Source organism: Sphingobacterium sp. UBA7038, from assembly GCF_002494055.1.
Lineage (GTDB): Bacteria > Bacteroidota > Bacteroidia > Sphingobacteriales > Sphingobacteriaceae > Sphingobacterium > Sphingobacterium multivorum.
Genome location: NZ_DLAV01000022.1, coordinates 130,692 through 146,217, shown reverse-complemented (window position 1 = coordinate 146,217; position 15,526 = coordinate 130,692). Strand labels below are relative to the sequence as shown.

Here is a 15,526-nt window from a genome sequence, read left to right as displayed (position 1 = left end):
GAAGCGTATAATTGTTACAGATAACCCGATGATTAGTAACCGCTAAATTTAGCTCAGTATATTGCACATAAATAAATTTAGAAGTTTTGTATAGTAATTTTACCGTTGACTGTGTCATATTAGGCTTTCACGAAGGAGAATTAAAAGTTCTTTTGGCCGAAAGAAATGAATATCCTTTTAAGGATTGGTGGGCATTGCCAGGTTTTTTCGTGGATAATGACGAAGAGATGGAAGATGCCGTAAAACGAATTTTGTATGAGAATACAGGTTTGAAAGATGTATTTATGGATCAGCTGCATTCCTTTGCCGGATTAAAACGGCATCCAAAGGGACGTATTCTGACGGTGGCGTATTACGCCCTCGTGCAGCTGGATAATACCAAATTGAAAACCAAACCTGTTACAAACTATATGAAGCAGGCAAAATGGTTCCCCGTTCGGAATGTACCTGAACTGGCCTTTGACCATAAGCAGATTTTGGACCTCTGTCTGGAGCGGTTGCAGCGCCGCCTCGCCTATAAGCCGATTGCTTTCGAGCTGCTGCCTGAAAAATTTACACTCACCCAGCTACAGCTGGTGTATGAGGGAATTTTGAATAAACCACTCGATAAACGCAATTTTAGAAAGAAAATGCAGAATTATGGCTTTCTAAAAGAGCTCGACGAAGTGCAGACTGGAGTAGCCTATCGTGCAGCAAGGCTCTATAAATTGGATAAACGAAAGTTTTTAAAACATTTTCAGAACACGGTCGCATTCTAATAGATCTGTTCGTATAATAAAAGGCAAACTTTCGAGTTTGCCTTTTTTTTTGAAAGTGTCTGATCTTATTGGCCAGAAAGAACCTTCAGTTTGCTTTCATTGCTGCTGGTGTCTGCGAAGTCATGAAGGTTTTGTTGTCAGGTTAATATCAAAATTATTACAATTTCAAAATTTATTTTGTCCAACATGTTACTTTTTATATTTTTGAACAATTTTTGATAAAAGTCAGAAAGTAGAAAGGAGTTTTTTGAAGAATGGAAGATAGAAAAGATCAAATCATTCATGCGGCGATAAGACGCTTTATGAATTACGGTTTTAGTAAGACTACGATGAATGAAATTGCGGAGGATATAAAAATTACCAAAGCGAATTTGTATTACTATTATTCGGAAAAGAATGCACTTATAAGGGATGTGATTGTGCGTTTGACGGATGAATATAGGGAAGAGGAGGAGAAGATGGTGGCTGTGCATGTGGGCACCACCTACGAGCTGATCATTAAAATTTTGGAACTGCGCGATGCATTTGTCCGGAAATACTATATGTTGCACATGAATGAAAATCTGGAATGGATCAAGGGACTTTCCATGCAGGATTTTTTCCAGTGCCTACACGACCGTGATGTGAAAGCCTTGTTTGAGATCCTTGAGATCGGTGCCGAAAAAGGTGAAATCGATGGGGAGCATCTCTATGAAACGGCCGAAATCTATGTGGAATTGATGAAGAGTTTATCCCTGATGTGCAATATCTCCGATATCATTTCAGGAATTCCAAATCAGGATCGTTTTGATGAAGTGCTGCAAAAGCAAAAGCTGGCTACCAAGCTTTTTTTTAATGGTATAAATAAAAAGTAGATATAAAATTAGGATAAATAAATTAGGAATGAAAACAATCAGAATACTAGCCAGCCTTTTATTAGGTACGATGGTTTTCCAGAGTCATGCACAGCAACAATTGAGCTTAAGTGATGCGATTAAATTTGCTTTGCAGAACAAGGCTGATGCGAAAAAGGCAGGTCTCGATGTTGCGAATGCGGAGAGTAAAATCGCTGAGGTCCGATCTAGTGCTTTACCACAGGTAAATTTGACTAGCTCGTTGAATTTGAATCCCAAAATTCAACAGAACGCTATTACAATGATTGATGGAAAAACGGGCGAATCTACAACCATGTTTATCGAATTTGGTCAAAAATGGCAATCGACGAATGCGGTTAGTTTGACCCAGCAATTGTTCAATCAAACGGTATTTACAGGACTAAAAGCAGCAAAGACCACACGCGAGTTTTACGTAATTAATAAAACATTGACCGACGAGCAATTGATCGAAAAGGTGGCCAATAGTTATTATGATGTTTATCAATCAAAGTTACAATTGAAGACCATTGAAAATAACCTGGAAAGTACAACCAAGACTAGGGATGTGATCGAGGGATTGTTTAAAAATGGATTAGCGAAAAAAATTGATCTTGATCGCACGAACGTAGCGGTCACAAATTTGAAAGCTTCTCGTCAACAGGTTATTAATGCTGTTGAGTTAAAGGAGAATGCGCTTAAATTTGTTATTGGTATGCAGATGTCCGAACAAATTGCAATGCCGACCTCAACTTTCGAAACTGTAGCGTTAAATGCTGTATACGAGCCTATTGATATTACAAATAGAACCGAAATTCAGGTACTCAGTAAACAGAACGAATTGTTGGAACTGAACAAAAAAGCAGAGGTGTCGAAATATTATCCAACATTGTCTTTTACGGCAAATTACGGTTATATGGGAATGGGACCGGTTTTTCCTATTTTTAGTAAAAATGAAGGTGTAAAATGGAATAGCTATAATGGTGTAGGTCTAAATCTATCTATTCCAATTTTCAATGGTTTCCTCACACGCTCTAAAGTTCGCCAAGCACAGATTGATATCGATAAGTTGCAGGTGGATATCGCGGATACAAAATTAGCCTTGAATCTGGCAGCAGAAAACTCCAAGGTTCAGATTAAAAATTCTTTGTTAACGATTGAGTCAAACCGTAAGAACGTGGATTTGGCAAAATCAGTGCTGGAAGATACTAACAACAATTACAAAAATGGTCTGGCAACATTGACCGATCTTTTGGATGCGGAAAATGCCTATGCAGATGCCCAGAATAATTTAAATACCTCTTTGCTCGATTATAAAATTGCTGAAGTGCAGCTGATCAAAGCGAATGGAAATCTTAAATCACTAATTAAAGAATAATTGACTAATACAATATGAAACGCGGAATTATTACCTTACTTATTATTGCTGCTGGTCTAGCAGGAATATTTTTTGTGTTAAATAAAAATAAAAAGAAAAATGAGGCCGAAACTGCAGAGGTAGCAAAGAAAAATGTGGCTATTGCAGTGCGTATCGATACGGCAAAAGTATCTTCCATGGACTTACGTTATACGGCTAACGGAACATTTTCTCCGAAACAAGAAGTAACTGTTTCGGCTGAGACTGCAGGTAGAGTGGTGAAAGTATTGGTTGATGAAGGTTCTCATGTAAGCGCCGGTCAGACTTTGGCGATCATCGAGGGCGATAAACTGAATGTGAACGTAGCGAATGCGCAGGCTGCATTTACCAATGCGCAGGCCGATCTGCATCGCTTTGAAAGTGCCTTCTCTACAGGTGGTGTAACCAAACAACAGTTAGACCAGGTGAAATTGCAATTTGAAAACGCGAAAAATAACTTAAAAGCGTCTAAATTGAATGCTGGCGATGTAACCATTAAAACGTCGGTATCGGGTATCGTCAATGCACGTAAAATCGAACCGGGCACTTACCTAAATGTGGGCGCTGCAGCCTTCGATATTGTCAATGTCGCCACCTTGAAATTGCGTGTCAATGTAGACGAAAAGAATGTGACTACCTTAAGGATCGGTCAATCTGTTGATGTGACAGCGAGTGTATATGCAGACCAACGCTTTATAGGTAAAGTAACTTTTATTGCGCCTAAATCGGATGGTAGCTTAAACTTCCCGGTGGAAATCGAGGTAAATAATGCATCGAACCAATTGCGTGCTGGTATGTACGGTACAGCCATTTTCGGTGAAGGTGTTGCCAGCAATACGTTGATCGTACCTCGTAATGCCTTTGTGGGTAGTGTGAGCGACAACAAGATCTTTGTGCTGAAAAACGGTAAAGCCATCGAAACAAACGTCAAATCAGGTAGAAACTTTGGTGATTACATCGAGATCTTAGGTGGTTTGCAAAATGGGGATCAAGTGATTGTTTCGGGTCAGATCAATCTATTTGACCAAAGCCCTGTAGAGATTATTAAATAGAGCATACTGTAATCGGTAGCAGATGGAACCTCGGTTGCATAGCTATTAAAAATAAATTATTCGAATGAAAATTACCGAAATATCGATAAAACGCCCCAGTATAATTATCGTATTATTTATAATACTGACATTAGGCGGGTTGTTTTCTTATACGCGATTGGGCTATGAATTGGTCCCTAAATTTGAAATTAACGTCATTACGGTACAGACGGTCTATCCGGGAGCTTCACCTGCAGAGGTGGAGAGTTCGGTGACCAAAAAAATAGAGGATGCCATTTCATCCTTGGAAAGTATCAAAAAGGTGGAGTCGACTTCCCTTGAAGGGGTATCGATTGTCATGATTACCCTCAACAACGGTGCGGATGTCAACTTCCTGCTTACGGATGCTCAACGGAAAATCAATGCCGTGATCAACGATCTGCCGGATGATGTAAAGACACCTTCACTCTCCAAATTCTCCCTGGATGATGTGGCCATCATGAGTTTGGCCGTCACGTCCAACTTATCGGAAAAAGAACTCTACGATCTTTTGGACAATAAAATCCAGCCGGTCTTTGCGCGGATCAATGGTGTTGCCAAAGTGGACCTGATCGGAGGTGAGGAACGTGAAATCCAGATCTCTGTAGACCCGAAGAAAATTGAAGGTTATGGACTGACAATTTCGCAGGTACAGCAAATTGTAGCATCATCCAATCTCGATTTCCCGACAGGTAACGTCAGTACTCGTGATAACCGGACAACCATCCGTCTTTCGGGTAAAGTAACTTCAATCGAGGAGCTGCGTAACCTCCCGATCACAACGCCGGCAGGGGTGCAGATTTATCTGCGCGATATCGCCGATGTGCGGGATGGTATTAAAGAGATTGAAAAAGTAGCCCGCCTGGACCGTCAGAATACAATCTTATTGCAGGTCTTTAAACAGTCTGATGCAAATGCGGTAGCGGTGTCCGAAGCGGTCAAGAAAACCATTGCGGTACACGATAAAGACGGAAAAGTAATTTCTGGTGTAGAGAAGGATTATGCTGCACAGAATATTAAAATTCTGGTTGCCAATGACTCTTCAGAATTTACCTTGAATGCAGCCGATAACGTGATCCATGACTTAATGATTGCCATTGCATTGGTGGGCTTTATCATGTTGTTCTTCTTACAAAGTTTACGTAATGCGGCGATTACCATGGTGGCGATTCCATTATCTTTGATCGCTACCTTTATTGGCTTGCTTTTGATGGGCTATACCTTAAACTTGATGTCTTTACTCGGTTTATCCCTGGTAGTAGGTATTCTTGTGGATGACGCGATCGTTGTTATCGAGAATATTCACCGCCACATGGAGATGGGTAAAAACAAGGTGCGTGCGGCCTATGATGGTGCTTCGGAAATCGGATTTACCGTAACGGCGATCACCTTGGTTATCGTGGTAGTGTTCCTGCCGATCGCGATGTCTACGGGTTTGGTGGCCAATATCCTGGCACAATTCTGTGTGACGGTAATCATCTCGACTTTATTATCCTTATTGGTGTCATTTACGGTAGTGCCTTGGTTATACTCGCGTTTCGGTAAATTGGAGCACTTAAGCAAAACTTCTTTCTTTGGTCGTATTATTCATGGTTTTGAAAGCGGTTTGAATAGCTTTACACATTGGGTTGCGGGATTGTTGACCTGGGCTTTAAAGAACGTCGGTACGAAATTGGCTACGTTGTTTTTGGCAATCGGTTTACTTGTCGCATCGTTTTTTTTGGTCGGTATGGGGTATATTGGTTCGGACTTCTTCCCGAGTATCGACCGTAAGGAGTTTTTCATCCAGTTAGAACTCGATAAAGATGCTTCCCTGGAGAAGACCAACTTGTTGACGCAAAAAGCGGAGGCTTACATTAAATCGAAACCTGATGTCAAAGAAATTATTACGACAGTGGGGCAGTCTTCGGACGGTATGGCTTCAACAACGGGTTCGCGTTATAAATCGGAGATCCATGTGATCCTCGACAAGGAAAATTTTGAGGGTAACTCACAGGTGTATTCAGCGACGCTGAAGCGTGAACTGGAAAATAAACTGATCGGTGCAAAAATCAAAACCGTCAATGTGGGTATCATGGGAGCGGAGCAGGCACCATTGAAGCTGACCATTATCGGTGCTTCTGTCGAAGATGCACAGGAATTTGCAGAGAAGGCGGCAGATCAATTACGTAAGATTCCTGGGGCTGCGGGTGTCAAATTGACTTCTGAAGCGGGTAACCCTGAGATCAATGTGAAGATCGACCGTGATAAAATGACCTCTTTGGGACTGAATGTCTCTACTGTGGGGATGACAATGCAGACGGCATTTTCAGGAAATACGGATAACAAATACAGAGCGGGTGATAACGAGTACGATATCAATATCCGCTATGCGGAAAATGGTCGAGCCAATATCGACAACGTACGTGATCTGAAATTTATCAATAATCAGGGTGCCTCTATTTCTTTGGATCAATTTGCCAATGTAACTTTTGGTTCGGGACCTACGTTGTTGGAACGTCGCGACAAGTCGCCGGCAGTATCCATTCAGGGACAGGCAATCGGTAGACCAATGGGTACCGTAGCGCAAGAGTGGCAGGCACAGTTTGAAAAACTGCCGCGTAAACCGGGTATCGTCTTTATCTGGGGTGGTAATATGGAAAACCAAACCGAAGGTTTTGGTACTTTGGGTATTGCCTTATTGGCATCTATTATCCTAGTATACTTGGTAATGGTTGCTTTATACGATAGTTTTATCACACCATTTGTGGTCTTGTTCTCGATTCCATTGTCGTTTATCGGAGCCCTATTGTTCTTGGCGCTGGGAAATCAGACCTTGAATATCTTTACGATTTTGGGTATCATCATGTTGATTGGTCTGGTGGCCAAAAATGCGATCATGCTGGTTGACTTTGCCAACCATCGTAAGGAAGCTGGCGATAATACACACGATGCGTTGGTGGCAGCCAATCACGCGCGTCTTCGTCCGATTTTGATGACGACAATTGCCATGGTATTTGGTATGATTCCTATCGCAATCGCTACTGGAGACGGTGCCGATATGAATAGAGGTCTGGCGATCGTTATCATTGGTGGTTTGTTATCTTCTTTATTTTTAACCTTGGTTGTTGTACCGGTGGTGTACTCCATATTTGACAGTCTTCAACGTCGTTTTGGAAAGAAAGAAAAGACAAATTATGAAGCCTTGATGAAGGAAGATTATGACCATGTCGACGTGGCAGAACATTAGAAAATAATACATTTTACAATAGAAAAAGGCGGCTAATAAAACATTAGCCGCCTTTTTTGTGTTAATTTTAGGTTAATCAATCGATTGCGTAAATATTTTTTATTACATTGCGGCGCATTAACAAAATATACACTTAAAATTGAGACATACATGTGTGGAATTGTAGGATACACAGGTTATCGTCAGGCGTATGGTATCGTCATTGACGGATTACAAAAGTTAGAATACCGTGGTTATGACAGTGCTGGAGTGGCATTGCATAAAGGTGAGCAGATCGATGTTTACAAAAAAACAGGTAAAGTCGCAAACTTGGAAGAGTTTGTGTACGGAAAAGATCTACAGTCGACCACAGGGATAGGCCACACCCGTTGGGCTACCCATGGTGAACCTTCTGATCGGAATGCACATCCGCATTATTCCAATAGCGGACGCATCGCGATGATTCATAATGGTATCATTGAAAACTATGCTTCCTTAAAATCAGAATTAATCAATAAAGGTTATACGTTTAAAAGTGATACCGATACAGAGGTTCTGGTCAACTTTATCGAAGAAATCCAATTGCAGAATGAATGCTCGTTAGAAGAAGCGATCCGTATTGCTTTAAAACGGGTCGTCGGGGCCTATGTGATCCTCGTATTGGAAGCTGGTCATCCGGATCGTATTATTGCAGCACGTAAGGGAAGTCCTTTGGTAATTGGTATCGGTAAAAATGAACATTTTTTGGGTTCAGATGCTTCCCCGATGTTAGCGTATACCAAAGAAGTTGTTTACATCAATGACTATGAACTGGCCATTATCACACCGGAGGAGCTGATCCTTAAAAATCTGGGTAATGAGCGCATCACACCTTATGTCCAAAAATTGGATCTGGAACTGTCAGCTATTGAAAAAGGGGGCTTTGATCACTTTATGTTGAAAGAGATCTTTGAGCAACCGCAAACGATCTTTGACTCCATGCGTGGACGTCTTGATCTGCAATCCCATCAGATTACACTCAGCGGCATTGAAAAATTTGCCAATGAGATCAGCAACACCAATCGCATTGTAATTGTTGCCTGCGGTACCAGCTGGCATGCCGGACTTATTGCAGAATATGTTATTGAGGAATTGTGCCGTATAAATGTAGAAGTTGAATATGCATCGGAATTCCGCTACCGTAATCCGGTTATTCATCCAGGGGATGTTATTTTGGCGATTTCCCAAAGTGGTGAAACGGCTGATACATTAGTTGCGTTGGAAAATGCAAAAAAACAGGGTGCTATTATATTGGGTGTGGTCAATGTTGTTGGATCTTCTATCGCCCGACTTTCGGATGCAGGTGCCTATACCCATGCTGGACCAGAAATCGGCGTAGCAAGTACAAAAGCATTTACAGCACAGTTGACTGTATTGAACCTGATTGCCTTAAAGATTGCTTCTTTAAGAGGCTCCATCAGTGAAGAGCGTTATCAAAAACTTGCACAGGAATTAAATGAAGTGCCTGAAAAGGTGGAGTGGATTTTGGATACGCAGGTTGATAAAATTAAAACCATTGCCAAAAAGTACAAAGATGCCCGCGACTTTCTTTTCTTGGGTAGGGGATATAATTTCCCAGTTGCCCTGGAAGGTGCGCTTAAACTCAAGGAAATTTCCTATATCCATGCCGAAGGTTATCCTGCAGCAGAGATGAAACATGGACCGATCGCATTGGTTGATGAGAACTTGCCTGTTGTTTTTATCGCTACAAAAGATGCTTATCACGAGAAGATTGTTTCAAATATTCAGGAGATCAAAGCACGTAAGGGAAAGATCATATCGGTGGTTACCAAGGGCGATACCGTTTCTGAAAATCTATCGGATGATTTTATGGAAATTCCGGAGGCCGATGAGATTATTGCGCCATTGATTTCCGTTGTACCATTGCAACTGCTATCGTATTATATTGGTGTAGAGCTAGGCTTGGACGTGGATAAACCACGTAACCTGGCGAAGTCGGTAACTGTAGAGTAAGGAGGCCAATGAGTGTATTGAAGAAGAAACCTTTGGAACAGCTGGGCTATGGATTTATCCCAGATGAATTTATTCCAGCAGGACAAGATGAATATACCCTGCGCTTTCAGCAAAACCCGCGTAATGACTACCGCGATCTGACGGAAACAGAGATTCAACAGTTGATTCATAACGGTAACTGGTCCAGCGACTGGACCAAGGTCAAAGTATCGGCAGTCTTCGATCCGAATCAGGTGCAGCACTGTAAGTTCTACGGTCTGGTCCGTATTGGCAATTTGAGCCCGAGTTACCTGGATTACCGCAATTTGCAGTTGCCCATTGGCCTGTACCATTCGACGATCATCAGCTCGGACTTTGGTGACGATGTTGCCGTTCATTATGTGGGCTACTTGTCCTACTTTATTGTTGGTAATGAAGTGCTGTTGAGCCAGATCAAGGAAATGGAGACCGGTAGTACAGCCAAGTTTGGTAATGGTATTCTCCGTGACGGTGAAGAGCCTGAAAAACGGATCGAGCTGGAGCTCTGCAACGAAAATGGCGCCCGCTCGGTTTACCCTTTTGATGGCATGCAGGCTGCAGATGTATACCTTTGGACCCGCAATCGGCATGACCATGCTTTACAGCAGCGATTTGGAGAACTGACGGATCAGAAATTTGGAAGTCAACGCGGCTATTACAGCCAGATTGGCGACCGTTGTGTCATCAAAAATACGCTTACGATCAAGAATGTCAAGATCGGGACTGATGTTTATATCAAAGGGGTCAGCAAGCTGAAAAATGTAACCGTCAATTCCTCGCAGGAATCGTATACGCAGATCGGTGAAGGCTGTGAGCTTGTTAATGGAATTATTGGCTATGGCTGTCGTATATTTTATGGCGTTAAAGCCGTACGTTTTATCTTGGCTTCCTATTCGCAGTTGAAATATGGTGCGCGTTTGATCAACTCTTATTTGGGTGACAACTCAACAATTTCCTGTTGTGAAGTATTAAATTCCTTGATTTTTCCAGCCCATGAACAGCACCATAACAACTCGTTTTTATGTGCGGCATTGGTGATGGGCCAAAGTAATATGGCTGCTGGAGCAACTGTAGGATCCAATCACAACTCCAGAGCTGCGGACGGTGAAATTATCGCGGGACGTGGCTTTTGGCCCGGACTCTGTGTCAGCCTAAAACACAACTCCAGATTTGCCTCGTATTGCCTGATTGTAAAAGGGGATTTTCTGCATGAACTGGATATCAAGCTACCGTTCACCTTAGTAAGCAATGACGTACAACATGATCAATTGGTTTTGATTCCGGGGTATTGGTTTATGTACAATATGTATGCATTGGTACGAAATGCCAATAAGTATGCGGCGCGGGACAATCGACATTTCAAAAATCAATATTTTGAATACGATATGTTGGCACCGGATACGGTGAATGAAATGTTTGAAGGTATGGATATGCTGGCCTTGGCCGTTGCAGACAGCCTTCACACTGCAGCAGGGAAGGATGAGCACGAACGTATTGTTGCCGGTCGGGCACTGCTTGCCAACAACATGGATCTAAAAGATCAGACCATCGTGTTGCAAGGAGCCGAAAATTCACGCAGACCGACTGTTATTCAGAAAGTTGGTGAGGCTTATCACTTATATCGTTCGTTTATTAAGTATTATGGTGTATTGCACCTGATCGATGCCCTCGAAGAAGGTCTTTCACTGCAGGATATTATTGCCTCCTTGTCGTGTCGATCGCGGACGAGCTGGGAGAATATCGGTGGACAGCTGATCGAAAGCAATGCCCTGCATATTTTCTTAGATGATGTCAAATCAAAGAAGATAGATTCATGGGATGATATTCATGAATTCTATCATGATAAAAGTAAAGATTACCCCCTAGATAAACGTGAACATGCACTCTTGTCTTTAATTGAAGTCTTAAATTTGGAAGGTATGATTTTATCAACCGATAAAATTGTATCTTTGTTGGATCAGGCGCTTGGGCACCGGATCTGGATTGGTGAACAGATTTATAAATCCCGGGCTAAAGACTACAAAAATCAGTTCAAAAACATGGTTTATGCCAATGATGAAGAACGTGATATTGTGGTCGGAAAACTGGAGGACAATTCTTTTATTAATCAACAACAAAAAGAATTAGAGATATTTAAGATAAGGGTTGCTAATTTGAAAGGGCAATTTTAAAAGAAAGGCTTCCGCTCGGAAGCCTTTTCTTTTTTGACGTACTTTTCTTTTTTTTTGACCTGCCTCGGCTTTGGCCTGCTGTTCTTTTTTTTGACCTGCTTCTTCTTTGGCCTCCTGCTTCTTTTCTTGGACCAGTTGCTTCTGTTTTTTGTCTGTTTTCTAATCCTGGAAGTCGAGTCTGTTAGGAAGCTTGCTTTTGTCGTTCCACGCCTTTAATCATTGATTTTATCCAGAGGTTTGCGTTTATTGTCTTTGATCTGTTTAAAGTGGCTTGGCGTCAATCCGGTTACTTTTTTGAATTGATTGCTTAAATAGGCAACACTGGAGTAATTGAGTTTATAGGCAATCTCACTCAAGGTAAGTTCATCGTAAACCAATAACTCTTTGACATATTCAATTTTCTGGCCGATGAAGTATTTTTCGATGGTTATCCCTTCCACATCCGAAAATAGATTGGAGATGTAGTTGTAATCATGGTGTACTTTCGTGCTGATAATTTCGGAGAGATTAAGGCTGGTGTCGTTATGTTGATTACGGATGAGATCCAACACCACATGTTTTACCTGTTCGATAATAACGGTTCTTTTATCGTCAATCAGTTCAAACCCAAGTTCCGAAAAATTTGCAGCAAGTTGCTTGCTCTCCGTTTTGGTCAGTTCTTCTTCAATTTCCACCTGGCCCAAAGAAATATGCTTAACATGGAGATTGAGCTTCGCCAGTTCATTTTCAACAACCATTATGCATCTATTGCATACCATATTCTTTATTGCAAGTTTCATAAGAATTATTTTAAATACAAGTTACTCATGTAAACTCAAAAATCGCTAATTTATTAGACATGGGGTTGTAATATTTAGGGTTTATCTTGTAGTATTTTGAAAATAGGCTGTAGGAAAAAATAGGACGGAGGGTTAGATCACCTACGAATGAGTGTAAAGGGACGTATGCTAAGCGTTGATTTCAGTCAAGGTATTATTTCCGCTAGGGCTTGATTTCAATAGTTGTGCCGATTGGAACAGCGTCAAAAAGCTCGTCAATCTCCGAGTTTGTAAGTGCCATACAACCGAAAGTCCAATCCATGTGGCGTTGCAATTTACCGATAAAGCCTAGTCCGTTTCGGAGTCCGTGGATCTTGATGTCGCCACCGGCATCTTTTCCTAAACTTTTGGCATGGGCGATATCCAGTTCGTTCGGGTAGGAGACACCCAGGTTTTTGTGATAGTCGCTATTTGGATTTTTATCGTTGATCGTATAAAGACCCTCGGGTGTTTTTAAATCACCTTCAAATTCTTTGTCACCCACAGGTTGACCGCCTAGTGAAATACGATATGATTTTAGGAGCTTTCCCTTGCTATAGGCCAATAGTGTCCTTTTAGATTTATAGACAATCAGTTTGTCCACTTTCGCATGCCGATCCAACGTTGCTTCGGGATAAAGATTATAACCTATCAGGCCCAGGCAAAGTAAGACGAGGAGGCTGATGACTGTTTTTAAAACTATTCGACGTTTTCTAGGTCGTTTCATCTTGGCGATCGTTAGCTAATGGATAAAATGTTTAGACCGAGTGCATAACCTAGGGCTCGGCACTCGGTCTACTCATGTATTTTGATGTTACCGTCTAGAATTCGCGGTCAACATCCTTGTCGCCACGTCCCGAAAGGTTCACAATAGCGACTTGGTTTTTGTCTTTGAGCAATTTCACCGCAAGGGCAACAGCATGAGACGATTCAATGGCCGGAATAATACCTTCCAGTCGGGAAAGCAACTTGTAGGCATCAATCGCCTCGGTGTCAGTCACGGGATGATAGTTTGCACGATTGCTATCTTTTAGCTGGGCATGTTGCGGCGATATCCCCGGGTAATCAAGGCCTGCAGATACCGAGGTTGAGGGGATCGGATTACCTTCATCATCGACCAGACAGTATGAAAATGTCCCCTGGAATACAGTTGGTTTACCAAAAGAAAGTGTCGCTGCTGTTTTTGGATAAGTCCCGGTGCCACCACCTTCACCACCATGAATTTCGACGGCATGATCATCGAGAAAACCCGAAAATAAGCCAATCGCATTTGACCCGCCACCTACACAGGCAAAGATGCTGTCGGGAAGGCGCCCTTCCTGATCAAGGATCTGCTGGCGTGCTTCTTTACCGATAACGCTTTGAAAATAGCCGACCATTTTTGGATAGGGATGTGGGCCAACATGTGATCCCAATAGATAATAGGATGTGGGATTTTCGACGTAATACATCAAGGCCGCGTCTACGGCATCCTTCAATGTACGGCTACCTAAGTTGGTCGTTACAACCTCGGCACCCAACAATTCCATGCGTTTGACGTTCAGGGCCTGCCGCGCAGCATCGATTTCGCCCATAAATACTTTACAGGGGATGTTTAACAATGCTGCTGCTGTTGCTGTTGCAACACCATGTTGACCGGCGCCAGTTTCGGCAATGATCTCTGTAGCTCCCATTTGTTTAGCCAAAAGAATTTGACCGATACAGTTGTTTATCTTGTGGGAACCTGTATGGTTTAAATCTTCCCGCTTTAAATAGATTTTGGAACCTACGTGTTCGCTTAAATTCTTCGCGTAATATAAAGGTGAGGGGCGACCGACATAATGTTTTAAGATCGCAATAAACTCTTTCTGGAATTCTTCTTTTTGGACATGACTATCGAAAAAAGCAGCCAGTTTATTCAATTGCTCTTCCAATACCGGTGGGATGTAAGATCCTCCAAATTCTCCATATTGACCATTGTATTGAAGCATCTTCTCATTTGCTTCGACAGATGCAGCTTGTGTTAGACTCATTTTAGGCTTAAGTTTCTTGTTGTAAAAAGATATATTATTTATTGAAGCCTAATATAGTAATCTTTGCAGGTATAGAAAAAAAACAAGGCATCTTTTGTAGAAAAGATGCCTGTAAAATCTTGTATTAGCAAACAAAAACAATGTCTCCTGTTTTAAGCTTTGGTTTTCCGGAAGATAAAGTAGAAGCCTACCAGAATAAAAGGTATACTCAGTAATTGGCCCATATTTAAAGCCATACTTTGCTCGAAAGGTTCTTGGTCAATTTTAAAATGTTCCAAGACCATGCGTGCACCAAATAATAGGACCATGAATATGCCAAATAATTGGCCTTTTTGGCGATTGGGATTTGATTTGAATAGGGAGCCAATGATAATGAAGATCAAAATATAGGCGATTGCTTCATAAAGCTGCCCTGGGTGGCGTGGTACATTGTCTACACGTTCGAACACGATAGCCCAGGGTAGATCTGTAGGTGTGCCAATAATTTCGGAATTGAAGAAATTTCCGATACGGATAAGTGCACCGGCAATAGGGACTACAACGACCAATCGGTCCGCTAACCACAGAAAATCAGTTTTTGTTTTTCTGCAGAATAAATAGAGTGCGAGGATAATTCCAATGGCGCCACCGTGAGAAGCCAAACCTGCAAAACCAGTGATATGAAATCCTGTTTTATCCCATTTGAATGGCAGAAAGATTTCAAGTATATGATCTTTGTAATAGTCAAAATCGTAAAATAGGCAGTGTCCTAATCGTGCTCCGATCAAAGTGCCCAGAAAAATATAAATTGAAAGCTGATCCAACTGTTCTTGTGTGCGGCCTTCCTTTTTGAATATACGTAACATGATTACGTATGAAACAAAAAACGCTAACAACCAGCATAAGGCATAATAGCGAAGGGCAAAAGCGCCAAAGTTGAACATTTCGGGGTCAATATTCCAATGTATTGCACTTAATATTGAATTCATAAATTTTATAGCTTTTTAAATTACTTTGAAGTAAAGATAAGCTTTAATCTCATTTTTTTATTCCTACAATTTGTTTTTAAGCAGAATATCATTGGGCTGCGGATCTAATTCATTCATCGTGAACAAAATATTGTCTTTTGCGGATCCTTTTTACTTAAAGAGGAGCGTATAACCTAAAATAAATTGCGCAAACAATATTTCAAAAAACATTTTTACTTTTGCATTTCATTGAAATTTTCATATTTTGACGAAAGTAAATAGAAA

The 15,526-nt window shown here is 41.5% G+C and carries 11 protein-coding genes; 7 read left to right on the top strand and 4 right to left on the bottom strand.

Annotated elements, in window-relative coordinates; translation table 11 throughout:
- Positions 1 to 86: 86 nt before the first annotated feature.
- The 7 genes from B3H30_RS15275 (at position 87) to B3H30_RS15245 (ending at position 11,485) form a co-directional block, all read left to right on the top strand.
- Positions 87 to 758, top strand: coding sequence for an NUDIX hydrolase (locus B3H30_RS15275; protein WP_075992906.1), 672 nt, complete (start codon positions 87 to 89; stop codon positions 756 to 758).
- Between the two features lie 254 nt (positions 759 to 1,012).
- Positions 1,013 to 1,612, top strand: a complete 600-nt coding sequence (locus tag B3H30_RS15270) for a TetR/AcrR family transcriptional regulator (protein WP_286834568.1) — start codon at positions 1,013 to 1,015, stop codon at positions 1,610 to 1,612.
- Between the two features lie 28 nt (positions 1,613 to 1,640).
- Positions 1,641 to 2,987 carry a TolC family protein gene (locus tag B3H30_RS15265; RefSeq protein ID WP_115049040.1) on the top strand — a complete coding sequence of 449 codons (1,347 nt, stop codon included), beginning with the start codon at positions 1,641 to 1,643 and terminating at the stop codon, positions 2,985 to 2,987.
- Positions 2,988 to 3,001: 14 nt separating this feature from the next.
- Entirely contained in the window at positions 3,002 to 4,057 is a 1,056-nt protein-coding gene (locus B3H30_RS15260; RefSeq protein WP_286777384.1) for an efflux RND transporter periplasmic adaptor subunit, read from the top strand.
- 64 nt (positions 4,058 to 4,121) lie between these two features.
- Positions 4,122 to 7,304, top strand: a complete 3,183-nt coding sequence (locus tag B3H30_RS15255; RefSeq protein ID WP_145326907.1) for an efflux RND transporter permease subunit — start codon at positions 4,122 to 4,124, stop codon at positions 7,302 to 7,304.
- 150 nt (positions 7,305 to 7,454) lie between these two features.
- Complete coding sequence (gene glmS / locus B3H30_RS15250) at positions 7,455 to 9,296, top strand: glutamine--fructose-6-phosphate transaminase (isomerizing) (protein WP_286777385.1); 1,842 nt, start codon at positions 7,455 to 7,457, stop codon at positions 9,294 to 9,296.
- 8 nt (positions 9,297 to 9,304) lie between these two features.
- Positions 9,305 to 11,485, top strand: coding sequence for a DUF4954 family protein (locus B3H30_RS15245; protein WP_286777386.1), 2,181 nt, complete (start codon positions 9,305 to 9,307; stop codon positions 11,483 to 11,485).
- 212 nt (positions 11,486 to 11,697) lie between these two features.
- On the opposite strand, the gene B3H30_RS15240 is transcribed toward B3H30_RS15245, so the two are convergent.
- The 4 genes from B3H30_RS15240 to lgt form a co-directional block, all read right to left on the bottom strand.
- Positions 11,698 to 12,264: an AraC family transcriptional regulator gene (locus tag B3H30_RS15240; protein ID WP_286777387.1), complete on the bottom strand. Its 567-nt coding sequence runs from the start codon at positions 12,262 to 12,264 to the stop codon at positions 11,698 to 11,700.
- A 202-nt stretch (positions 12,265 to 12,466) separates the two neighbouring features.
- Positions 12,467 to 13,009 (bottom strand): L,D-transpeptidase family protein, encoded by a 543-nt coding sequence (locus tag B3H30_RS15235; protein ID WP_286775266.1) that lies wholly within the window; start codon positions 13,007 to 13,009, stop codon positions 12,467 to 12,469.
- A 94-nt stretch (positions 13,010 to 13,103) separates the two neighbouring features.
- Positions 13,104 to 14,294: a tryptophan synthase subunit beta gene (gene trpB, locus B3H30_RS15230; protein WP_236560212.1), complete on the bottom strand. Its 1,191-nt coding sequence runs from the start codon at positions 14,292 to 14,294 to the stop codon at positions 13,104 to 13,106.
- A gap of 152 nt (positions 14,295 to 14,446) precedes the next feature.
- A complete protein-coding gene (gene lgt / locus B3H30_RS15225) occupies positions 14,447 to 15,262 on the bottom strand; it encodes a prolipoprotein diacylglyceryl transferase (RefSeq protein WP_046672457.1) in 816 nt (271 codons plus the stop codon).
- Positions 15,263 to 15,526: the final 264 nt, after the last annotated feature.

Bases quoted from the DNA above. Each gene is read 5' to 3' on its own strand.
- B3H30_RS15245 (WP_286777386.1), top strand. From the start codon at position 9,305: ATGAGTGTATTGAAGAAGAAACCTTTGGAACAGCTGGGCTATGGATTT.
- glmS (WP_286777385.1), top strand. From the start codon at position 7,455: ATGTGTGGAATTGTAGGATACACAGGTTATCGTCAGGCGTATGGTATC.
- B3H30_RS15260 (WP_286777384.1), top strand. From the start codon at position 3,002: ATGAAACGCGGAATTATTACCTTACTTATTATTGCTGCTGGTCTAGCA.
- lgt (WP_046672457.1), bottom strand. From the start codon at position 15,262: ATGAATTCAATATTAAGTGCAATACATTGGAATATTGACCCCGAAATG.
- B3H30_RS15270 (WP_286834568.1), top strand. From the start codon at position 1,013: ATGGAAGATAGAAAAGATCAAATCATTCATGCGGCGATAAGACGCTTT.
- trpB (WP_236560212.1), bottom strand. From the start codon at position 14,294: ATGAGTCTAACACAAGCTGCATCTGTCGAAGCAAATGAGAAGATGCTT.
- B3H30_RS15235 (WP_286775266.1), bottom strand. From the start codon at position 13,009: ATGAAACGACCTAGAAAACGTCGAATAGTTTTAAAAACAGTCATCAGC.
- B3H30_RS15265 (WP_115049040.1), top strand. From the start codon at position 1,641: ATGAAAACAATCAGAATACTAGCCAGCCTTTTATTAGGTACGATGGTT.
- B3H30_RS15240 (WP_286777387.1), bottom strand. From the start codon at position 12,264: ATGAAACTTGCAATAAAGAATATGGTATGCAATAGATGCATAATGGTT.
- B3H30_RS15255 (WP_145326907.1), top strand. From the start codon at position 4,122: ATGAAAATTACCGAAATATCGATAAAACGCCCCAGTATAATTATCGTA.